General features: G+C 70.5%; 19 protein-coding genes and 1 tRNA gene. 12 read left to right on the forward strand and 8 right to left on the reverse strand.

Annotated features, from left to right (window positions below):
• Window positions 1-6: 6 nt before the first annotated feature.
• Window positions 7-1,542, reverse strand: coding sequence for a bifunctional 3'-5' exonuclease/DNA polymerase (locus ACFWQG_RS11330; protein ID WP_378507701.1), 1,536 nt, complete (start codon window positions 1,540-1,542; stop codon window positions 7-9).
• A gap of 93 nt (window positions 1,543-1,635) precedes the next feature.
• On the opposite strand from ACFWQG_RS11330, the gene ACFWQG_RS11335 reads away from it, so the two are divergent.
• The 6 genes from ACFWQG_RS11335 (at window position 1,636) to ACFWQG_RS11360 (ending at window position 7,701) form a co-directional block, all read left to right on the forward strand.
• Window positions 1,636-1,980, forward strand: a complete 345-nt coding sequence (locus tag ACFWQG_RS11335) for an ArsR/SmtB family transcription factor (protein ID WP_378507702.1) — start codon at window positions 1,636-1,638, stop codon at window positions 1,978-1,980.
• Window positions 1,981-2,005: 25 nt separating this feature from the next.
• Entirely contained in the window at window positions 2,006-2,347 is a 342-nt protein-coding gene (locus ACFWQG_RS11340; RefSeq protein ID WP_378507703.1) for a DUF3703 domain-containing protein, read from the forward strand.
• Window positions 2,348-2,641: 294 nt separating this feature from the next.
• Complete coding sequence (locus ACFWQG_RS11345; RefSeq protein WP_378507704.1) at window positions 2,642-3,907, forward strand: aspartate kinase; 1,266 nt, start codon at window positions 2,642-2,644, stop codon at window positions 3,905-3,907.
• A gap of 4 nt (window positions 3,908-3,911) precedes the next feature.
• Window positions 3,912-4,949: an aspartate-semialdehyde dehydrogenase gene (locus tag ACFWQG_RS11350; protein ID WP_378507705.1), complete on the forward strand. Its 1,038-nt coding sequence runs from the start codon at window positions 3,912-3,914 to the stop codon at window positions 4,947-4,949.
• Between the two features lie 336 nt (window positions 4,950-5,285).
• Window positions 5,286-7,124, forward strand: coding sequence for a hypothetical protein (locus ACFWQG_RS11355; protein ID WP_378507706.1), 1,839 nt, complete (start codon window positions 5,286-5,288; stop codon window positions 7,122-7,124).
• On the forward strand, window positions 7,072-7,701 hold the full coding sequence (locus ACFWQG_RS11360) for a class F sortase (protein ID WP_378507707.1): 630 nt from the start codon (window positions 7,072-7,074) through the stop codon (window positions 7,699-7,701). Before ACFWQG_RS11355 ends, ACFWQG_RS11360 begins: the two co-directional genes overlap by 53 nt.
• Before the next feature lie 7 nt (window positions 7,702-7,708).
• Here ACFWQG_RS11360 and ACFWQG_RS11365 read toward each other — a convergent pair whose 3' ends face one another.
• Window positions 7,709-8,092, reverse strand: coding sequence for a DUF309 domain-containing protein (locus ACFWQG_RS11365; protein WP_378507708.1), 384 nt, complete (start codon window positions 8,090-8,092; stop codon window positions 7,709-7,711).
• A gap of 9 nt (window positions 8,093-8,101) precedes the next feature.
• Window positions 8,102-9,037, reverse strand: a complete 936-nt coding sequence (locus tag ACFWQG_RS11370) for a hypothetical protein (RefSeq protein WP_378507752.1) — start codon at window positions 9,035-9,037, stop codon at window positions 8,102-8,104.
• Window positions 9,038-9,503: 466 nt separating this feature from the next.
• On the opposite strand from ACFWQG_RS11370, the gene ACFWQG_RS11375 reads away from it, so the two are divergent.
• From ACFWQG_RS11375 to ACFWQG_RS11385, 3 genes are all read left to right on the forward strand, one after another.
• Window positions 9,504-10,967: a catalase gene (locus tag ACFWQG_RS11375; protein WP_378507709.1), complete on the forward strand. Its 1,464-nt coding sequence runs from the start codon at window positions 9,504-9,506 to the stop codon at window positions 10,965-10,967.
• 99 nt (window positions 10,968-11,066) lie between these two features.
• The gene (locus ACFWQG_RS11380) at window positions 11,067-11,495 is read left to right on the forward strand and encodes a Fur family transcriptional regulator (RefSeq protein WP_378507710.1); all 429 of its coding nucleotides are present in this window, start codon (window positions 11,067-11,069) and stop codon (window positions 11,493-11,495) included.
• Between the two features lie 224 nt (window positions 11,496-11,719).
• Window positions 11,720-12,241 (forward strand): GyrI-like domain-containing protein, encoded by a 522-nt coding sequence (locus tag ACFWQG_RS11385; protein WP_378507711.1) that lies wholly within the window; start codon window positions 11,720-11,722, stop codon window positions 12,239-12,241.
• A 75-nt stretch (window positions 12,242-12,316) separates the two neighbouring features.
• On the opposite strand, the gene ACFWQG_RS11390 is transcribed toward ACFWQG_RS11385, so the two are convergent.
• Both ACFWQG_RS11390 and ACFWQG_RS11395 read right to left on the reverse strand, forming a co-directional pair.
• On the reverse strand, window positions 12,317-14,044 hold the full coding sequence (locus ACFWQG_RS11390; RefSeq protein WP_378507712.1) for an Ig-like domain repeat protein: 1,728 nt from the start codon (window positions 14,042-14,044) through the stop codon (window positions 12,317-12,319).
• A gap of 121 nt (window positions 14,045-14,165) precedes the next feature.
• Window positions 14,166-14,915 carry an HNH endonuclease family protein gene (locus ACFWQG_RS11395; protein WP_378507713.1) on the reverse strand — a complete coding sequence of 250 codons (750 nt, stop codon included), beginning with the start codon at window positions 14,913-14,915 and terminating at the stop codon, window positions 14,166-14,168.
• 99 nt (window positions 14,916-15,014) lie between these two features.
• Between ACFWQG_RS11395 and ACFWQG_RS11400 the strand changes: the two genes are divergently transcribed.
• Together ACFWQG_RS11400 and ACFWQG_RS11405 are read left to right on the forward strand one after the other, a co-directional pair.
• The gene (locus ACFWQG_RS11400; RefSeq protein WP_378507714.1) at window positions 15,015-15,392 is read left to right on the forward strand and encodes a VOC family protein; all 378 of its coding nucleotides are present in this window, start codon (window positions 15,015-15,017) and stop codon (window positions 15,390-15,392) included.
• Window positions 15,393-15,478: 86 nt separating this feature from the next.
• Window positions 15,479-16,279, forward strand: a complete 801-nt coding sequence (locus ACFWQG_RS11405; protein WP_378507753.1) for an ABC transporter ATP-binding protein — start codon at window positions 15,479-15,481, stop codon at window positions 16,277-16,279.
• Window positions 16,280-16,341: 62 nt separating this feature from the next.
• Here ACFWQG_RS11405 and ACFWQG_RS11410 read toward each other — a convergent pair.
• A tRNA-Pro gene (locus ACFWQG_RS11410) sits at window positions 16,342-16,415 on the reverse strand.
• A 38-nt stretch (window positions 16,416-16,453) separates the two neighbouring features.
• Window positions 16,454-17,416: a metallophosphoesterase gene (locus ACFWQG_RS11415; protein WP_378507715.1), complete on the reverse strand. Its 963-nt coding sequence runs from the start codon at window positions 17,414-17,416 to the stop codon at window positions 16,454-16,456.
• 69 nt (window positions 17,417-17,485) lie between these two features.
• On the opposite strand from ACFWQG_RS11415, the gene ACFWQG_RS11420 reads away from it, so the two are divergent.
• On the forward strand, window positions 17,486-17,962 hold the full coding sequence (locus tag ACFWQG_RS11420) for a GatB/YqeY domain-containing protein (protein WP_378507716.1): 477 nt from the start codon (window positions 17,486-17,488) through the stop codon (window positions 17,960-17,962).
• Window positions 17,963-18,032: 70 nt separating this feature from the next.
• Here ACFWQG_RS11420 and ACFWQG_RS11425 read toward each other — a convergent pair whose 3' ends face one another.
• Window positions 18,033-20,423: a penicillin-binding protein gene (locus ACFWQG_RS11425; RefSeq protein ID WP_378507717.1), complete on the reverse strand. Its 2,391-nt coding sequence runs from the start codon at window positions 20,421-20,423 to the stop codon at window positions 18,033-18,035.
• Window positions 20,424-20,454: the final 31 nt, after the last annotated feature.

Consider the following 20,454-nt stretch of genomic DNA (forward strand, 5'->3'; position numbering starts at 1 on the left):
GGGCGCTCAGCCCGCCGGTGCGGGGTCCGCGTAGCAGTCGCGTACGGCGACATCCATCGGGAAGCGGACGGCGGTGTCGCCGAACAGGAGTCGGGTCGCGGCCGCCGTCGCGTCGAGGACATACCCGGTCGCCGCCGCCGCGTCACGGCAGTGCACCACCACCTCGTCGTGCTGGAAGAACACCAGTTCCGCGTCGGGTACCTCGGCCAGCCGGCGGCGGAGTTCGGCGAGCAGGCACAGTGCCCACTCCGCGGCGGTGGCCTGCACCACGAAGTTCCGGGTGAACCGGCCGCGCGCGTGCGCATCGCCGCGCGACCACCAATTGTCGTCGGGCGGGGGGCAGGCCCGGCCCAGCCACGAGTGCACCACCTCGCCGCGTTCACCGGCCCGAGCCGCCTCCTCGACGTAGCGCACCGCCGCGGGAAATCTCCTGCGCAGCAAGGTGAGAAGGTATTTCGCCTCACCTGCGGTGGCACCGTACAGCACCCCGAGGATGGCGACCTTCGCCTTCGCGCGGTCGCCGTCGAACACCTCCGCGGCGACCGGGGCATACAGGTCGTCGGCCCCGGCGGCGGCGACCATCCGCGGGTCGCCGGACATCGCGGCCAGGATGCGCGGTTCGAGCTGCCCGGCGTCGGCGATGACCAGCGTGTGCCCGGGGTCGGCGATCACACTGGCGCGCACCGGTTTCGGAATCTGCAGGGCGCCGCCACCGCGGCTGGCCCAGCGTCCAGTCACCACCCCGCCCGGCACGTACACCGGGCGGAACCGGTCGCCGCGCACCCAGGCGTCGAGCCACCCCCAGCCGTTTGCGGAGTGCAGCTTCGCCAGGTCCCGGTACCGCAGCAACGGCGCCGTCGCCGGGTGGTCCACCTCACGCAGCACCCACGCCCGGGTGGACGAGAGGTCGACACCGTCGCGGGCGAAGGCCCCCACCACCTCCTGCTGCGATGCCGGGTTCACCCGCCTGCCGAACGCGGCGCTGACCTCGTCGGCCGCCTCCCGCAGGCGTACGGGGAGGACCTCCCCGGGGACGCGGGGCCCGAGCGCGGCCTCCAGCAGTCGCAGATGGGCGGCGGTGGAGAACGGCAACCCGGCATGGCCCATTTCCGCTCCGGCCAGCGCGCCCGCCGATTCCGCCGCAACCAGCAGGCGCAGGCGGGCATCCGTGCCGATCCGCGCGAGCTGATCGGCGTGCTCGGCCAGTGCCGCCGCCGGGTCCACCGGCGGGGCGGCGTCGAACAGGGCGGGGCGGGTATCCGCCGGAGGCGCACTCGGGTGTACCGGTCGCCCGTCGCGGGTTCCCAGGATTGCGCCGGTCAGGGCGAGGTCGTGGCAGCGGTCGACCCGCAGACCCGCCCGCAGCACCTCCGGATACACCCTCGCCGTGTCGGGCCACACCCAGCGCGGGCGCTCCGGCTCGAGCGCCCGGACCGCCGCGGCGGCGTCCGGGAACTCCGCCGGGGTGCCGGTCGCGGTGCCGTCGTCGCCGGTGCGGATCGCGACCACCCGGTCGCGTCCCGGCGTCAGCACCACCCTCATGGCGCCCAGTCTCGCCGATCCCTCCGACACCCGCTCCACGGCTGAGTCCGGGGACCAACCAATTAGTACATCGATTGCTGAATTCAGAAACAGATGTACTATTGCTGCGTGGTGATCCCGACGCAGCATGACGCCCTCGCCCGATTCGGGCACGCCCTCTCGGATGCGACGCGGGCCCGAATCCTGTTGGGTCTGCGCTCCGGGCCCGGGTACCCGTCCCAGCTGGCCGACGAGCTCGGGGTGTCGCGGCAGATCCTGTCCAACCACCTCGCCTGCCTGCGCGGCTGCGGACTGGTGACGGCCGTTCCTGAGGGTCGGCGCAGTCGGTACGAACTGGCCGACCCCCGGATCGGTCACGCCCTCGATGACCTGCTCGGGCTGGTGCTCGCCGTCGACCCGAGCTGCTGCCCGGACGCCGACACCGGCGAATGCTGCTGACCCGACCACCGAGGGGATCGATTCGATGACGCGAATGACCGAGACCGCGCGCGCCGTGTACCGCGGGGAGATGGCCGCGGCGAGGGGGGCAACGACCGCCCAGACGCGGTGGCGGCACCTGGAGCGGGCCCACATCGCCTCCCAGCCGGATCCGTGGCTGCACACCTGCAACCACGTCGCCATGTTCGTCCTCGCCGTGCGCCAACGCGACCGACGCGAAGCGCTGGGGCAGGTGCTGCGGATCGCCGTCGCCGCACCCGGATCGCTGGCTGGCCGCTTTCCGGACGGCAACACCGGCCGTGTCGCCGCCGGCCTCCGGACCCCGATGCCGATTCCGGCGGACCTGGCGGAGTTGCTGTCGCGGTGACGCAGGCCGGTCCAGCTCACCGACCCGGTCGGGTACGCCTTGGCGAGAGCAGCGGCAGCGGGTACTGCGCGGCACCGCCGAGCAGTGCCGCCAGCGGCCACCCCGATGCGCTCCTGCACCGCACGCACGCGCATCCGTCGGGCAATGTTCAGCGGGTTAATCGTGGCGGGGAAACGGCCCCCGCGCAGCGGCGTGACGTCGGCGGCACGGCTGGGTGCGGGCGGCGCCGACCCCGTCGGTAAGCTTGACCATCGGACTTCCTACAACGGACCCCAAACCCGGAGGTTGATTGGCGTGGCGCTCGTCGTCCAGAAGTACGGCGGATCCTCGGTGGCATCCGCCGAACGCATCCGACGTGTCGCCGAACGGATCGTGGAGACCAAACGCGCGGGCAACGACGTCGTCGTCGTCGTGTCCGCGATGGGTGACACCACGGACGAACTGCTGGATCTTGCGCAGCAGGTGTGCGGCACCCCCCCGGCCCGCGAGATGGACATGCTCCTGACGTCGGGTGAGCGGATTTCCAACGCCCTCGTCGCGATGGCTATTCACGGCCTCGGCGAGGAGGCCCGGTCGTTCACCGGCTCGCAGGCTGGCGTCATCACCACCGGCGCGCACGGCAACGCGAAGATCATCGACGTCACCCCGGGACGCGTTCGCGACGCGCTCGACCGCGGGTCGATCGTGCTGGTCGCCGGCTTCCAGGGCGTCAGCCAGGACAGCAAGGACGTCACCACCCTCGGGCGCGGCGGCTCCGACACCACCGCGGTCGCCCTCGCCGCGGCGCTCAAGGCGGATGTCTGCGAGATCTACACCGACGTCGACGGCATCTACACCGCCGACCCGCGGATCGTGTCCGACGCGCAGCGGCTCGACACCGTCTCCTTCGAGGAGATGCTGGAGATGGCGGCATGCGGGGCGAAGGTCCTGATGCTGCGCTGCGTCGAGTACGCCCGCCGCTACAACGTGCCCGTGCACGTCCGCTCCTCGTACACCACCAAGCCCGGCACCATGGTGTCCGGATCGATGGAGGACATTCCCGTGGAAGAAGCCATCCTCACCGGCGTCGCACACGACCGCTCGGAGGCCAAGGTCACCGTCGTCGGCCTGCCCGACGTTCCGGGGTACGCGGCCAAGGTGTTCCGCGCCGTCGCGGAGACCGAGATCAACATCGACATGGTGTTGCAGAACATCTCGAAGGTGGACACGGGCAAGACCGACATCACCTTCACGCTGCCGCAGACCGACCTGCCCGCCGCCGTCGCGAAGCTGACGGAGCTGCAGGGCGAGATCGGGTTCTCCGAGATCCTGTCCAACGAGGCGATCGGCAAGGTGTCCCTCGTCGGTGCCGGCATGAAGAGCCACCCCGGCGTCACCGCCACCTTCTGCGAGGCGCTCGCGGAGGCGGGCATCAACATCGATCTGATCTCGACCTCGGAGATCCGGATCTCGGTGCTCGTCGACGAGGGCGACCTCGACGACGCGGTGCGCGCGATCCACAAGGCATTCGATCTGGGCGGCGACGAAGAGGCCGTCGTCCACGCAGGAACGGGACGGTAACCCCATGGCACTGACCATCGCTGTCGTCGGCGCCACCGGACAGGTCGGCGCGGTCATGCGCACCCTCCTGGAGGAGCGCAACTTCCCCGCCGACACGGTGCGGTTCTTCGCGTCCGCCCGGTCCGCGGGAACCACGCTGCCGTTCCGCGGCAAGGACATCGTCGTCGAGGACGCCGCCGCGGTTTCCGACGAGGACCTCAAGGGCATCGACATCGCGCTGTTCTCGGCCGGTGCGACGCTGTCGCGTGCGCAGGCCCCCCGGTTCGCCGCCGCTGGCGCCACCGTCATCGACAACTCGTCCGCGTGGCGCAAGGACCCCGAGGTCCCGCTCGTGGTCAGCGAGGTGAACCCGGAGGAGGCGAAGAACCCGCCGAAGGGCATCATCGCCAACCCGAACTGCACCACGATGGCCGCGATGCCGGTGCTCAAGGTGCTGCACGACGAGGCGGGCCTGCAGCGGATGATCGTGTCCAGCTACCAGGCGGTGTCCGGCAGCGGTCTTGCCGGTGTCGAGGAGCTCGTCGGCCAGGTCCGCGCGGTCGTCGACAACGCGGAGAAGCTCGTCCACGACGGTTCCTCCGTCGATTTCCCTGCACCGAACAAGTACGTCGCGCCGATCGCCTTCGACGTCATCCCGCTCGCAGGCGCGCTCGTCGAGGACGGCAGCGGCGAGACCGACGAGGACCAGAAGCTGCGCAACGAGTCCCGCAAGATCCTCGGCGTTCCGGATCTGCTGGTCAGCGGCACCTGCGTCCGCGTCCCGGTGGTGACCGGGCACTCGCTGTCGATCAACGCCGAGTTCGGCAACCCGCTGTCGGTGGAGCGGGCGAAGGAACTGCTCGCCGACGCGCCCGGCGTCGAGCTGGTGGAGGTGCCGACCCCGCTGGCCGCCGCGGGCAAGGACCCGTCGCTGGTCGGTCGCATCCGTCAGGATCCGGGTGTCCCCGGAGGCCGCGGCCTCGCGCTGTTCGTGTGCGGCGACAATCTCCGTAAGGGTGCCGCGCTGAACACCATTCAGATCGCGGAGCTGCTCGTCGGCTAGTCCGACACGCCAGCCTCTACTCCGTTCCCCGATGCCGCGTCGGCTCACCTCAGGTGACCCGACGCGGCATCGGGGAACGTGCGTTTCCGGGTGTCCGTCGAACGATCGAATCCCAGCTCCATGACGTGGTCCTTCGGCTGTGACAGGTGTTGCCTGAGTAACACCTGTGCGACCACTGCCGACGTAATGCTCGTCCAATGCGAAATGCATGGCGGGGGCAATGCCGCCCCGGAGTCGTTCGGCTGCCGGGGTTTTCGCATGAGGGCGATGACCGGCCCGGCGCACACGCCGTCGGGGGGACCGCAGCCTTCAGCAGGAAGGCCGGAAGGTGGGGACATGACACGTCGTTCGACGGCAGGGGCACACCGGATTCGGACCGTGGCGGCGGCCGCGACGGTGGCGCTCGGCGTGGCGGTGAGCGCGCCAGCCATGGGGTGGGCGCAGGAGCCGGTGGAGGGCAGCGGCCCAGAACAGACCACACAGACCAGCAACACCGATGGTGCCTCCGCGGGGGACGCCGGGACCACGAACGAGTCTGGATCCGGCGACCAGCCGCAGCCAGCCGATCAGTCGCAGCCGGGCGATCAGTCGCAGCCGGGCGACCAGCCGCAGTCCGGTGATCAGCAGTCCGGCGGGCAGCAGTCGGGCGGGGACCTGCAACAGGGCGGCGCGGGGACCGCGGGCTCGGCAGGAACGGGCAGCGTAGGTAGCGGCGGGGGGACCGGCAGCACCGGCGGGGCGACCGGGAGCGCTGGGACGGCCGTCGACGACGCCGCCATCGCCGAGGCAGAGGCCAAGGCGAAGGCCGCCGCCGAGGCAGCGAAGAAGGCCGCCGCCGAGGCCGCGACGTCGGGGGACGCCTCGGCCGTCGCCGCGAAGGAGGCCGCCGCGGCCACCGAGGCGATGACCAAGGCCAGTGTCGAGGCGACGAAGGCCGCCGTCGAGGCGAACCGGGCGCAGGAGCAGGCGACGGCCGCGGAGGAGGAAGCGGTCACGGCCGAGCGGGCGGCGACCGACGCGAACGCCGCGCTGGCGACGGCCGAGCAGGCGGCCGCGGACGCCCAGGCCGCCGCCGACGAGGCGAAGAAGACCGCCGACGAGCTGGCGAAGGCCGCGGAGGGCACCCCCGACGGCTCCGCGGAGCGGGCCGCTGCCGACGCCGCGCGGGCGGACGCGGACCAGAAGAAGTCCGCCGCCGCCGCTGCCCAGGCGGACGTGGACACGAAGAAGAAGCTGGCCGACGCGAAGTGGCAGGAAGCCGAGACCGCGGTGAAGAAGGGGAAGATCGGCAAGGCCATGGCCGCTGCCTGGGAAGCGGCCAAGGCGGAGCACGAGGCCGAGTTGCTTCGAACGAAGGCCGTCGCCGCCGAGAAGACCGCCGCCGCAGCGGAAGAGGCGGCCAAGGCCGCGGAGCAGACCGCCGCCGACGCCACCACCACCGCCGACGCCGCGACGAAGGCCGCGCAGGATGCCGCCGCCGAGGCAAAGGCCGCGCAGGACGCCGCCGACGAGGCGAGGGCTGCCGCGGACCTAGCCGGTCAGGAGGCGGCCGCCGCGGGCGAGACCGCCACCGACAAGCGGGCCGCCGCCGACGCCGCCAGCAAGGCCGCCGCGGAGAAGGCCACCACGGCCGACGCCGCCGCCGCGAAGGCGCAGGAGCTGTACGTGGCTGCCGAGCAGGCACAGGCCGCGGCCGATGAGGCGAAGGCGAAGGCAGACGAGGCCGCCACGGCGGCCGAGGCGGCGCAGGCGGAGTCGGACAGCGCGACGAAGGCAGTCGAGGACCTGAAGAAGCAGGCCGCCGAGGACATCGCCGCGGGGACCGACCTCGGCGACACCGATGTCGTCATCGGTGACACCACCACGCCCGGTACCGGGGTCACCCAGGTCGGCGACAACATCGCCGTCGTCGAGAAGACCGGCGTCAAGCTCGTCGGGTTCCGCAACACCGCGGGCGCGTTCGAGGTCGTCGACTACCTCACCACCGATGCCTCCGGGGCGACGGCCCTCGGCGGTGGACTTCCTCCGGTCGATCTCGCGCTCGGCGACTCCGCGGACGGGTCCGGCTCCGCCCTGCCGATCGTGCTCGGTCTCGGCCTCGCGGGTGCGGCGGGGGCCGCCGGTGCGATCGCCTGGCGTCGACGGCAGGGCGGCGGTGCCGACACCGCCGCGTAGGTTCGGCGTCCTGCTCGCGGTGGGGCTGTCGTGCCTGCTCCTCGCGTGCGGGGGGCAGGGCATCGACCCGCCCGAACGCGCGCCGGTACGGCCGCAGATCGACGCGGCCGCACCGGCGCCGTTCGTCGCGCCCGCCGAACCGAACCACATCGAGCTGCGCAGCGGGGCCGGGATGACCTATCTGAGCAGCGCGCTGCACCCCGACCCGCTGTGGCGGGACGGGCAGCGACTCGATCCGGTCGACGAGCGTCCGGTGTGGTGGGCCGAGAGCGGGATGCCGGGGAGTGCGTCGACGCAGACCGCGGTCGTGGTGGGGCACAACTACTCTCGCCGCGAGGCGCCGTTTCGCGCACTGCGCGTGGTCGAACCGGGGGACCGCGTGCTGCTGCGCACGCCGTCGGGTGTGCTCGAGTACGCCGTCGAGACGGTCGGGCCGCTGCCGAAGGGGTCGCTGCTCGGTGAGCACGAGCTGCGCGCCCCGGTGGCTGGCCGGTTAATCCTGGCCAACTGCGACGTCCGGGACGGGGAGCCGACCGACGACAACTTCGTCGTGGTCGCGCAACTGGTCGGACGCTGACCGCGGGTCAGGGGAGCCGGAGGCGGGGGACCGGGGGCCGGTCCGGCCGGGCGGATGCCGCGGGCTCGTCGAGCTCGGTCACCAGGTGCTCCGCCCACGCGATCAGGCCGGGGACGTCGAGGGCGTGCGGCGGGTTCGCGGTGTGCGCACCGAGCAGATCGGCGCCGCGGCGCAAGGACCTCGCCGCGGCGTCGTTGTCGCGACGCGTCACCTGCGTGAGTCCCTCGGTCAGCAGCGCCAGACCCTGCCACAGTTCGAGTTCGTCGTCGGGCGCCGACGCCGCGGCCCCGGCGAGCAGCGTCGCCGCCTCCTCGGGGGCGCCGTGGTCGAGCAGGCGCTGCGCCTCGGTGACGGTGGCAGCCGGAGCGAACCTCGGAGGCAGGTCGGTCATGCCTGCACGCTAGCCGGTGCGCTCGGGGTCGGGAAGGAACCGGCGCGCGGCGTCGTCGGCGGCTGGGGGCTCCGGGCCGCGCAGCAACCTGCCGACGACCCCCTCGTCGAGGGCGAGGGCCTTCACGACCACGGTCGCCGCGACAACGACCCCGGACTGGATGAACAGCCAGGTGATCGCCGTGAACACCAGGCCGAGTTCGCCGAACTTCTGGGACGCAGAGGAGGAGGCGAGCGGCAGGTAGACCGCGCCCGCGATTCCCAACACGGTCAGCCCCGCCGACGAGGCGCCCGCCGTCGCCCACAGCACCCGACCGGCCAGCCTCCCCTCGGTGAGCAGGTACGGGACCGCGGACCAGAGCAGGAACCAGACGGTCGCGGACCCGGCCACCGCCAGCGGCGGCCCGATCCAGTCGACCGAGTCGATGTTGCGCACCCACCCGAGCAGGCCGATGGCGCTGGCGACCGCGATCAGCACGGCAACCCAGCGCCACCACCCGCGGATCGTCAGCGGCGGCACCCCCCAGACCCTCCCGTACACCCGGCCGAGTGCCCGCGCGAAGGAGGTGCCGCTGAGCAGCACCATGAGCACGCCGATCAGGCCGAACGCGGCGAAGGTCGGGGGACTCGACTCGACGGTGTCGGCCGTGATTCGGGTGACCGTGGTCAGGGCGCCCGGGTCGATGCCGAGCTGGTCGGACAGGGATTCCGAGACGGCGCCGAGGTTGCCGATCGTGCCGATCGCGATGATCACCGGCAGCACCGAGGTGAACTCCTGCGCGGCGAGCGTCATGGATCGATCACCCAGTTCGATGTCGATCAGCCCCCTGATCACCCGGCTGACGGTTCGGCCCGGTGCGGTGCGCCGCATCCATCCCTGTGCCGACTGCTTCTGGACTTCGAGGGCTTCCCGTGCCAACGCGACGGAGAGCTTCGTGGATTTCATCATCGCGGCCGCCGCCCTTGCGCGTTCCCCGGAGATTCGATGGCCGGGCCGATTCAGAACAGGATGGCGACGAGGATCGGGGCCGCGGTCAGGACCAGGGCGACGACGACGATGGCGGTGACAACCTTGATTCGCTCGGTGGACATGGCGTCGATCCTAGGAAGCCGGCGGGTCGCGGGCGTCACCCTCGCCGGATGAGGTCGGCCCCGTCCGGGTGGGGGCGTCCGCCCGCAACACGCCGCTCGCCTCCCCGGCGCCCGGGGCCGCGAGGGGGAAGCTGTCGGTGGACCCGCCGCCGCCTTTTCTTGACTAATTCCAGAAAAGGTGTTGCAGTGGGGGAGGTGATCGGGTTCCCAACCCCGCCGCGGCCTCAGCCCCCGCGGCAGGTCACCGCCGGGTTCAACCGAGGTCCAGAGCAGAACGACCACCGCGCCGAGAGTGCGGAGAACAGCGAAGGGATCACTTCATGAGCACAGACCCGAAGTCCACCGACACCACCCTGACTACCGCGGTCGGCGCGCCGGTACCGGACAACCAGAACGTCGCCACCGCCGGACCCCGCGGTCCGCAGCTGCTGCAGGACGTCTGGTTCCTCGAGAAGCTCGCCCACTTCGACCGGGAGGTCATCCCGGAGCGGCGCATGCACGCGAAGGGCTCCGGCGCGTTCGGCACCTTCACCGTCACGAACGACATCACGCAGTACACCTCGGCGAAGATCTTCTCCGAGGTCGGCAAGAAGACCGAGCTGTTCGCGCGGTTCTCGACCGTCGCGGGAGAGCGCGGCGCCGCCGACGCCGAACGGGACATCCGCGGCTTCGCGGTCAAGTTCTACACCGAGGAGGGCAACTGGGACCTCGTCGGCAACAACACCCCGGTGTTCTTCTTCCGCGACCCGCTCAAGTTCCCGGACCTCAACCACGCGGTCAAGCGGGACCCGCGCACCAACATGCGCAGCGCCAACAACAACTGGGACTTCTGGACCAATCTTCCCGAGGCGCTGCACCAGGTCACCATCGTGATGAGCGACCGCGGTATCCCCGCCTCCTACCGCACGATGCACGGATTCGGTTCGCACACCTTCAGTTTCATCAATGCCGCGGGCGAGCGGTACTGGGTCAAGTTCCATCACCGCTGCCAGCAGGGCATCGAGAATTTGACCGATGCCCAGGCGACCGAGCTCGTCGGCCAGGACCGGGAGAGTCACCAGCGCGACCTGTACGAGGCGATCGAGCGCGGCGAGTTCCCGAAGTGGAAGCTGATGGTGCAGATCATGCCGGAGGCCGACGCGGAGAAGGTGCCGTACCACCCGTTCGACCTGACCAAGGTATGGCCGAAGGGCGACTACCCCCTGATCGAGGTCGGCGAGTGGGAGCTCAACCGCAACCCCGACAACTACTTCGCGGAGGTCGAGCAGGCCGCCTTCAACCCCGCACACGTGGTGCCCGGAATCAGTTTCTCGCCGGACCGGATGCTGCAGGGTCGCCTGTTCTCCTACGGTGACGCACAGCGATACCGGCTGGGCGTCAACAACTTCCAGATCCCGGTCAACGCGCCCCGCTGCCCGGTGGCGAACTTCCACCGGGACGGCGCCATGCGGGTGGACGGCAACCACGGCAGCTCGCTGCACTACGAGCCGAACTCGTACGGCAAGTGGCAGGAGCAGTCGCAGTACCGCGAGCCCGCGCAGGCGGTCGGCGCGGTCGCCGACCGGTTCGACTACCGAGCGGACGACGACGACTACTACTCGCAGCCCCGGGCGCTGTTCAACCTGATGAACGCCGAGCAGAAGCAGGCGTTGTTCGACAACACCGCCCGCAACATCCACGGCGTCGACCCGCAGATCATCAAGCGGCACATCGACAACTGCACCAAGTGCGATCCGGCGTACGGGGAGGGTGTCACGAAGGCCCTCGCCGCCCTCGACGCCTGATGTACCCCCGGTAGCGGGGACCGTTCGCCGCGGTCCCCGCTACCCGCGGCGGGGAGGGTTTTCTTGACTTATTCCAGAAATGCACCCGATACTGGGGCCATGCGCGACGCCGACCCCCATGCAGACCCGCGCGCCCTGCTGCGCTCGGCGGGTCTCCGGGTGACCGCGCCACGGGTCGCCGTTCTCAACGCGGTCGCCGCCCGGCCGCACACCGATGCGGATGGTGTCGCCGCCGAGGTCCGCGCGGATCTCGGATCGGTGTCCACCCAGGCCGTCTACGACGTCCTCAAGGCCTGCGTGAAGGCCGGACTCGTTCGTCGCATCGAGCCGGCGGGCTCACCCGCACTGTTCGAGACGCGCACCGGCGACAACCACCATCACCTGGTGTGCCGGGCGTGCGGAACCGTCGTCGACGTGGACTGCGCAGTGGGACACGCGCCCTGCCTGGAGCCCTCGAACGCGCACGGTTTTGCGATCGACGAGGCCGAAGTCGTGTTCTGGGGCGTGTGCCCGTCCTGCCGGGCCTGAGCGACACGGTCTCGATCATCGAGGCGGCGTCACCAGTTCGACCACCAATATGCGACGCACGCGAACAGGAAAAACAACACGGTCTCCACGGCCGCCTCCCCTCGTAGTGCTCAACACCATCATGCCCCCGCGGATCGGGCGGCGCCGCCGTGTCGGCTCCCCGATCTACCCTGGACCGGCACCGGCATTCACCGTCCTGCCCGGCCCACCCAGGAGGTCCCGAGATGTCCCCCCTCGTTCCCGCTCGGCCGCACACCGACGTCACCTGGCTCGATCTCGACGAGACGCAGGTCGCCGTACTCCGCCACGACGCCGTCTCCGTGACCGATCTTCCGACGCTGTTCGACGCCGGATTCCGGGCACTCGGCGCGCTGATCGCCAGCGGGGCGGTGACCCCGACCGGTCCCGCGGTTGCGATCTACCACGGCGACCCGTCGCAGGTCTTCGACATCGAGATCGGGTTCCCGATCGCCCGGCCGCTCGCCGACCCACTCAGCACGCCCGCGGGCGACGTCACGGGCAGGGTCGTCCCCGCCGGCCCGGCGGCCGCGTTCTCGCATCTTGGCCCCTACGACACGTTGGCGACCGCCTGGGAGAGGCTCATGACCGCGGTGCACGCCGCCGAGGTGCCGCTGCGGGCGGGCGGGTTGGTCGAGGTGTACGTCACGGAGCCGACCCCCGACGTCGACCCCGCGACGATGCGGACCGACGTGATCGCGCTGACCGATCGGGTTGCCGTGTCCTGAACCGGGTTCCGTGCCCGTACCCGCCGACGACGAACGCCCCCACCGCGCGGTGGGGGCGTTCGTCATCGGGAGGGCCTACGAGCTGAAGAGGTTCTCCAGCGAGCCGAACCCGCCGCCCGGGGTGCCCGGTTCACCGGATCCGGAGACGCGCACCGTCTCGGCGGCCGCGGTCGACGGGTTGTGGGTGCTGTCACCGGAGTAGACGGCGGTGATGGTGTGGTCGCCGTCGGTGGTGAAGGTGTGGCTCAGGGTCGCAACACCGTCAACGACCGGAGCGGAGCCGATCACCTCGGTGCCGTCCCGGAACTCGACCGTGCCGGTGGCGGCGTTCGGGCTCACGATCGCCTTGAGGTCGACGGCGGCACCCACCGCGGCGGTCGCGGGCACGGCCACGGTGGTGGTGGAGTCCACGACGACGATGTCGGTCGAGACCTCGACGGTGCCCGGGGCCGAGGTCGACGGGGTGTGGGTGGCGTCGCCGGAGTAGACGGCGGTGATGGTGTGGTCGCCGTCGGTGGTGAAGGTGTGGGTCAGCGTCGCAACGCCGGCCGCGACCGGGGCGGTGCCGAGAGGCGTTGCACCGTCCTTGAATTCGACGGTCCCGGTCGCCGTGTTCGGGGTAAGGGACGCGGTCAGGGTCACCGCGGCGCCGGTCTTGGCGGTGGCGGGGACGTTCACCGCGGTGGTGGTGTCGACGATCACCGGGTCGGTGGATACCTCGATGGTGCGTGCGGCCGAGGTGGACCCGTTGTGCCCGGCGTCGCCGGAGTAGACGGCGGTGATGCTCCGGGTGCCATCGGCGGTGAAGGTGTGGCGCAGGGTTGCGCTGCCAGCGTCGACGGGGGCGGTGCCGAGGGACGTTGCACCGTCCTTGAATTCGACGGTTCCGCCAGCACCGGCGGGGGTAACCGTTGCGGTGAGGTCCACCGCGGCCCCGGTCTTGGCGGTCCCGGGGACGGTCAGCGTGGTGGTCGAGTCGACGATCACCGGGCCGGGGTCGTTGACGGTGATGGTGGCCAGCGCCCCTGCACCCGCATTGAGCCCCGCCGACTGTCCGTCACGCGGCGTGCACCGCGTCGGAGCCCACTGTGTGCTCCCCCAGAACGTCGCGCGCGGCAGGAACGAGTAGTAGTTCTCGTTGTTGTTGTACGCCGCGGCGCTACCGGCCGTGCGGACCTTCGGGGTGATGGTGCCCGCCCCGCTCGCGGTGACTGTGACGTCGACGGCGGGGAGCCGGAACCAGCTGTCGCCGCCGGTGCCGTTGCCGTTGAGATCCTTCTTCAGCTTCGGCGCGCGGATCCCGCCCTCGCTGTTGGTGCTGTTGTTCGCGCCGTTGGCGATGACCTGGTTGTCGCCCGACAGGCGCAGGATGCTGCCCGCGGCGTCCGCGACGCCGGAGGTGTTGACTCGCAACACGCTCGGGGCGACCCCGTCGATGTTCACGCCGGTGCCCGGGACCACGGCGGCGCTGACGAAGGTGGCGTTCGCGGGGATCTCGTAGTCGACCTTGAGTCGCGAGATGTTCGTGGTGGTCGCGCCGGACTCGCTGTCCGGATACGACGAGCCGCCGGGCTGGATCCGATAGGTGAACGTCTGCCCGACGTCCACCGAGGCGGGCGCATCGACGGTCATCGAGGTCGCTGCCGTCTTGTGCACCGTGAGGGTTGCGCTGGCCTGGCAGGCGTTGGTGAACGGTGTCGTGGTGGGTGCGGCACCTGCCGGTGCCGCGGTAAACACCATGCCCGCGACGACCGCGGCGGAGGTGATCGGCACGGCGATGCGCCGTGCACTCGGTGTGGACATCGAGACTCCTTGTGCCCCGTCGGTGCGATCCGATGGGCCTGGGCTGGGCGAAATTCACAGCAGCATGCCAGCGGGGCCGCGAGTCCGTTGCGGTTTCGAGATAATCGTCGGGCCGAAGGCGCTATCCCGGTGCGCAGCCGACCAGCTCCCGGCGCATGGCGTCGTGCTCGGCAGGCGTCACCCACAGTGCGTACCGCGCCTTCACCGCCACCTGACGGGCAAGGTACATGCAGCGGTAGGCCTTTCGGGGTGGGAGCCAGCTGGCCGCATCGCCGTTCCCCTTCTCTCGATTCACCTCGGCGCCGACCGCCTGCAGGTTCAGCGGGTCGTTCGCGAAGGCGGCCCTCCTCGCCTCGTCGAGCTGTCGCGCACCCGTCTGCCAGGCGTTCGACAGCGACACCACATGGTCGATCTGCACCAGGGGTGAGGTGTCACGGCCGGACGTGAATTCGTGTGTCTCGCCGGTGTACTCGTCGAACAGCACCCCGGACGTGACCTTGCAGCCGCGGCTCCGCCCGCGGGTGACGACCGCCGTCAGATCGCGGCGCAGCACATCGTTGCGGGTATCGCAACCGTTGTGTCCGCCCTCGACCGTCACGTCGTCGCTCCACGCCTGACCGAATGCCTCCCGGTCGTAGCCGGTGGCGGGTGCGCGACCCTGCACCGGCAACCTCGACAGCAGAGTCAGCGCGTGCGCCGGAGAGGCGGCAGGCGCGGAGATCGCGGCACCGCCCGGCGGCCGATCGGCAGGCGCGGAGCAGGCACCGGGCAGCAGCGTCAGGCACGCCGACAGCGACACCAGGACGGTGCGGCGGCGTCGGGACGAGACGGCGGTGATCGGCTGCTCCTCGGGTCGGTCCGGAGGCCCCACTATGCTCGCGCGCACCGACACGGCCCCGGCGATCCCGCTGGCGCCGAGGGGCGTCCGGGAGTCCTGCGGGTCGGGTCGGGCACCGATAGCCTCGGCATCATGCGAATCAAGATGTGCGGCATTCACGTCATCGACCCGGCGTCGGCCTTCGACTTCTACACGACGACTCTCGGGTTCGAGGAACTGCTCGCGATGCCCGACCACAATCTGTTCATCGTGAAGTCGCCGCAGGATCCGGACGGTGTCGGGCTGCTCCTCGAGCCGAGCGACAATCCGGTCGCCACCGCCTACCGGGAGGGCGTGTACGGGCTGGGGTTGCCGTCCATCGTGTTCGGTGTGCCCGATGTGCGGGCCGAGTACGAGCGGTTGATCGGGCTCGGCGTCCGCTTCACCGGAGAGCCGACCGTCGATCCGTCCGGGGCGTCCGCGGTCTTCGACGACACGTGCGGCAATCTCGTCCAGATCCATCAGGACTGACCTCCGCGGGGGCTCCGTGAACGCCGCGGAGCCCGGCGACTACCGTCTTGTCAGACAACCGGAGGAGTTGGAAGGTGGACGTGGTGATGGATGCCGAGGGCGTGGTGTTGTCCGTGCGAGGTGCGAGCGTGGTCCGGCAGGGGCGGGCCCTGATCGGCGCAGTCGACGTCGAGGTGCGGGAGGGGGAGCAGTGGGCGCTGCTCGGCCCCAACGGTGCAGGCAAGTCCACCCTGCTCGCGCTGTGCGGTGCCCGGCTACATCCGACTCGCGGGACGGTGCACGTCCTCGGGCACCGGCTTGGCCGGGTCGACATGCGGTCGCTGCGCACCCACATCGGGCACGTCGATCCGCGGTCGCGGATCGAGCCGCACCTCACGGTCCGGGACGTCGTCCTCACCGGCCTGCATGCATCGGCCGACCTGCCGAGGCGGTGGGCGCCGTCCACCCCCGAATCCGACCGGACCGACGACCTGATCGGCGCGCTCGGCCTGCGGGCCCGCGCAGCCAGTCCCTGGGCCGTCCTGTCTCAGGGCGAGCGCGGTCGTGCCCTCATCGCCCGCGCCCTCGTCACCGAACCGGACCTGCTGCTGCTCGACGAGCCGACCACCGGACTCGACGTCGCGGCGCGGGAGATCCTGCTCGACGTCCTCGCGCACCTGCGAGTGCTACGCCCGGCCCTGGCGTCGGTGCTCGTGACGCACCACCTCGAGGAACTGCCCACGTCCACCACGCACGCACTCGTCCTCGCCGAGGGGCGGGTCGTCGCGTCGGGTCCGGCGGGGCGGGTCCTCGACTCCGACGTCGTCTCGCGGGCGTTCGGGCACCCGATCCGGGTCGAGCGGACCAACGGCCGCTGGTCCGCGACGAGCGCCGCCCGCGTTCCCTGACCGGCCCGCCAACGACGAAAGCCTCCATCCGAATGAATCGAATGGAGGCTTTCGAATGACCGTCGGGGTGGCGGGATTTGAACCCACGACCTCTTCGTCCCGAACGAAGCGCGCTACCAAGCTGCGCCACACCCCGGTCTTACCGACCGCCCGTTCCCGGGCAGCCAGCAAAGCTTAGCGCACGACTGCCGAAGAACGCGAAACGCCTGGTTGGACCCCCTGTTTGGGGTCCTTGTCCGCGGTCGGTACCAGCGTCAGCAGCGTCGCCTCGGGGCGGCAGCAGAACCGCGCAGGCGCGTACGGAGAGGTGCCGATTCCGGCCGACACGTGCAGCTGCATGCGCGCACCCCACCGGGACGGGCCCTTCACCCGCGACCGGTCGATCTGGCAGTTCGTCACCAGCGCGCCGTAGAACGGCAAGCACAGCTGTCCGCCGTGCGTGTGGCCGGCGAGGACCAGGTCGTATCCGTCGTCGGCGAACCGATCCAGCACCCGCGGTTCGGGGGAATGCGTGATCCCCAACGTCAGATTCGCCGCCGGGTTCGGGGCCCCCGCGATCGTGTCGTAGCGGTCCCGCTTCAGGTGCGGATCGTCGACGCCCGCCGTCGCGATCCGCACGCCAGCGACCTCAAGCTCCCGGCGGGTGTGCGTCACGTCCAGCCAGCCGCGCTCGGTGAACGCGGCACGCAGGTCCTGCCACGGCAGCGGCTCGCCGAAGGTCCGCTTGTGCTCCTTCTTGAAGTACTTGAACGGATTCTTCGGCTTCGGCGCGAAGTAGTCGTTGCTGCCGAAGACGAACAGCCCGGGCCGGGCAAGCAGGCTGCCCAGCGACTGCACCACCGCGGGCACCGCGCGCTGATGCGACAGGTTGTCGCCGGTGTTGACGACCAGGTCCGGTTCGAGTCGGTCCAGCTCCCGCAGCCAGTTCTGCTTGAGCTTCTGCCCCGGCATCATGTGCAGATCGCTCAGATGCAGCACCCGCAGCGACGACGACCCCGGTTCGAGCACCGGCATCGTCACCTCGCGCAGGGTGAAGGCGTTCCGCTCGATCAGGGACGCGTAGCCGACGCCGAGGGCCGCGGCACCCGCGAGTCCGGCAGCGGTGCCACGGAGGACGGTGCGTGGGTTGTCAAACACCACTTCAGGATACGCAGCGCCCGCAATCGACATGCGCGTCGCCGGGCGGGGCGCGTAGCGTTCGAAACCATGTCCGACTCCACAGTCACCCTCAAAGCCACCCTCCGCGCCGACATGACGGCCGCGATGAAGGCCAAGGACACCCTGCGTCTGCAGACGCTGCGGATGGTCCTCGCCGCGATCCAAACCGAGGAGGTCGCGGGCAAGGAAGCCCGCGAACTCAGCGACGACGATATCCTCAAGGTGCTCGCCAAGGAGTCGAAGAAGCGCGGGGAGGCCGCCGAGATCTACACCGAGAACGGGCGCGGGGAACTCGCCGCGAATGAGCGCGCCGAGGCGCAGATCATCGACGGATATCTCCCGACCCCACTCACCGACGCCGAGCTGGCGGACGTCGCCGACACCGCCATTGCCCAGATCGCCGAGGAGATCGGTGCCCGCCCGGGGATGAAGCAGATGGGTCAGGTCATGAAGGCCGCGACCGCCCTCGCCGCTGGCAAGGCCGACGGCTCCCGGGTCTCGAAGGCGGTCCGGGACCGGCTGTGAGCGCTCCGCGCCTGTGCGTGATTCGTACCCCCATCGGGGTACGAATCACGCACAGTCGCGAAGCGGCTGGTCAGCGGGGGAGGGGGAGCGGCAACAGCTCCGGCAGGCTGGGCAGCTGGATCGGAAGCTGACCGAGACCCGGTGCCGGTCCGGGACCCGGCGCGGGGGATGCCGGGGCCGGGGCGGCGGCCCGCAGCGTGCCGTCGCTGACGTACAGCGTGACCGAGGAACCGGGGACGGCGGACCCGGCGGGTGAGGAACTCAGGACGGTGCCCTTCGATCCGTCACCCGCGGTGGACACCGCGTTCACGCCAAACCCGGCGGCCTTGAGCGCCGAGGTCGCCCGCGCCTCGCTCATGCCCGCGACGTTCGGGACCTGCGCGTTCTGCGACCCGCGCTGGTACTTCGGGTCGATCGGCGGCAGGGCGGTCGGACCGAACCGGTCGACGATCGGTCCCATCGCCTTGAACCAGGCGTGCGCCGGTTCGTTGCCGCCGAAGACGTTGCCGTCGCCGCACTGGCGCAGCGGCGAGGTGCAGATCTCCCGCGGTGTCGGCGAGTCCGCGTAGACGTACACGGCCGCGGCCAGGTTGTTCGTGAAGCCGAGGAACGCCGACGACATGTGCGACTCGGTGGTGCCGGTCTTGCCGGACATCGGCAGCGTCCAGCCGTTTGCATTCGCGGCCGCGAACGACGTGCCACCGGGCTTGTCGTCCTTGCTCATCGCGTTCGCGAGGGTGTCGGCCAGGCCCGGCTCGACCACCTGCTCGCAGGCCTGCTGGGTGATGGACACCGGCTTACCGTGCCGGTCGAAGATCGAGTCGATCGGCGTCGGCGGGCACCACTTGCCGTGCGAGGCGAGCGTCGCGGCGACGTTCGACAGTTCCAGCGGATTGATCCAGGTGGGGCCGAGGGTGAACGAGCCGAGGTTCTGCTCCTTCTGCATGTCGGCGACCGACTGGCCGTCGCCGTACCCGGACGTGCCGGGCTGCGTGTACGAGCGCATGCCGAGCCGCACCGCCATGTCCACGGTCGGGGTCACCCCCACCGACTCGATCAGCTTGACGAACGCGGTGTTCGGCGACTGGGCGAGCGCATCGGTCACCGACAGCGAGGCCGGGTACTTGCCCGCGTTCTCGACGCAGTACGTGGCTGCCGGGCAGCCCCGCGCGCCGCCGTTGCCCATCCCCTTCACCTCGACCCGCGACGGAACCTGCAGGACCGCGTTGGTGCCGAGGCCCTTCTCCATCGCGGCCGCGGTGGTGAAGACCTTGAAGATCGAGCCTGCGCCGTTGCCGACGAGCGAGTACGGCTGCGGCTGCACCGTTTCGTTGACGGCCCCGTTGAGGCCGTAGGCGCGGCTGCTGCTCATTGCCAGCACCCGATGCTGGTCCTGGCCGGGCTGCACGACGTTCATCACCTCGGCGACGCCGTCGACGTCGGGGCGGGCGGTCGCCGTCAGGGCGGCGTGCACCGAGTCCTGCACCGCGGGGTCGAGGGTGGTCTTGATCAGCAGACCGCCCTTCTCCACCTGTTCGCGGCTGATGCCCGCGTTGGCCAGGTACTGCAGGGCGTAGTCGCAGAAGAAGCCGCGGTCGCCGGCGGCGATGCAGCCGCGGGGCAGCGACTTCGGCTCCGGCAGCACCCCGAGCGGCTCCTGCTTGGCCGCGCGGATCTCGTCGGCCCGGTCCGGGATGTTGACGATCATCGTGTCCAGCACGGTGTTCCGGCGCTCGAGGACGCCCTCGGGGTTGGTGTACGGGTTCAGCGCCGAGCTGGACTGGACCATGCCGGCCAGCATCGCGGACTGAGTCAGACCCAGGTCCTTCGCGTCGATGCCGAAGTACGTCTGCGCCGCGTCCTGGATACCGAAGGACGCGTTGCCGAACGGAACGAGGTTCAGGTAGCGGGTAAGGATCTCGTCCTTCGTGAGCTTCTTGTCCAGCGTCAGCGCCATCCGGATCTCGCGGATCTTGCGGGCGGGAGTGGTCTCGATCGCGGCCCGTCGCTCGGCATCGGTCTTCGCGACCACCAGCAGCTGGTAGTTCTTCACGTACTGCTGATCGATCGTCGACGCGCCCTGCTGCACCTGACCGCTGGTGGTGTTGGTGAGGAACGCGCGCACGGTGCCCTGCCAGTCGACGCCCTGGTGGTCGGCGAAGCGGCGGTCCTCGACCGAGACGATCGCGAGCTTCATGTCGTTGGAGATCTTGTCGCTCGGCACCTCGAATCGGCGCTGCTCGTACAGCCATGCGATCGGGTTGCCATTCACGTCGACCATGGTCGACACCGCGGGGACATCCCCCTCGACGAGCTCGGCGGAGACGTTGTCGACGGTGTCGGCGGCGCGATTCGACACGATGCCGAAGCCGCCGGCAAGGGGGAACATCACCCCCGCCAGGAGTGCGCCGGCCAGAGCCGTGCAACCGGCGAGTTTCGCGACTGTTTTTGCGATGGGCACTCCGACAGGGTACGTGCCCGTCCCGGTCCGG

The sequence above is a fragment of the Rhodococcus sp. NPDC058532 genome (assembly GCF_042719255.1).
In the GTDB taxonomy this organism is placed as follows: Bacteria; Actinomycetota; Actinomycetes; order Mycobacteriales; family Mycobacteriaceae; genus Rhodococcus_G.

What these genes read in the sequence shown, in the direction of transcription:
- ACFWQG_RS11335 (WP_378507702.1), top strand. Translation starts at nt 1,636, where the DNA reads ATGTACTATTGCTGCGTGGTGATCCCGACGCAGCATGACGCCCTCGCC.
- ACFWQG_RS11375 (WP_378507709.1), top strand. Translation starts at nt 9,504, where the DNA reads ATGAGCACAGACCCGAAGTCCACCGACACCACCCTGACTACCGCGGTC.
- ACFWQG_RS11355 (WP_378507706.1), top strand. Translation starts at nt 5,286, where the DNA reads ATGACACGTCGTTCGACGGCAGGGGCACACCGGATTCGGACCGTGGCG.
- ACFWQG_RS11330 (WP_378507701.1), bottom strand. Translation starts at nt 1,542, where the DNA reads ATGAGGGTGGTGCTGACGCCGGGACGCGACCGGGTGGTCGCGATCCGC.
- ACFWQG_RS11420 (WP_378507716.1), top strand. Translation starts at nt 17,486, where the DNA reads ATGTCCGACTCCACAGTCACCCTCAAAGCCACCCTCCGCGCCGACATG.
- ACFWQG_RS11370 (WP_378507752.1), bottom strand. Translation starts at nt 9,037, where the DNA reads ATGAAATCCACGAAGCTCTCCGTCGCGTTGGCACGGGAAGCCCTCGAA.
- ACFWQG_RS11405 (WP_378507753.1), top strand. Translation starts at nt 15,479, where the DNA reads ATGGATGCCGAGGGCGTGGTGTTGTCCGTGCGAGGTGCGAGCGTGGTC.
- ACFWQG_RS11380 (WP_378507710.1), top strand. Translation starts at nt 11,067, where the DNA reads ATGCGCGACGCCGACCCCCATGCAGACCCGCGCGCCCTGCTGCGCTCG.
- ACFWQG_RS11400 (WP_378507714.1), top strand. Translation starts at nt 15,015, where the DNA reads ATGCGAATCAAGATGTGCGGCATTCACGTCATCGACCCGGCGTCGGCC.
- ACFWQG_RS11365 (WP_378507708.1), bottom strand. Translation starts at nt 8,092, where the DNA reads ATGACCGACCTGCCTCCGAGGTTCGCTCCGGCTGCCACCGTCACCGAG.
- ACFWQG_RS11385 (WP_378507711.1), top strand. Translation starts at nt 11,720, where the DNA reads ATGTCCCCCCTCGTTCCCGCTCGGCCGCACACCGACGTCACCTGGCTC.
- ACFWQG_RS11340 (WP_378507703.1), top strand. Translation starts at nt 2,006, where the DNA reads ATGACGCGAATGACCGAGACCGCGCGCGCCGTGTACCGCGGGGAGATG.
- ACFWQG_RS11390 (WP_378507712.1), bottom strand. Translation starts at nt 14,044, where the DNA reads ATGTCCACACCGAGTGCACGGCGCATCGCCGTGCCGATCACCTCCGCC.
- ACFWQG_RS11350 (WP_378507705.1), top strand. Translation starts at nt 3,912, where the DNA reads ATGGCACTGACCATCGCTGTCGTCGGCGCCACCGGACAGGTCGGCGCG.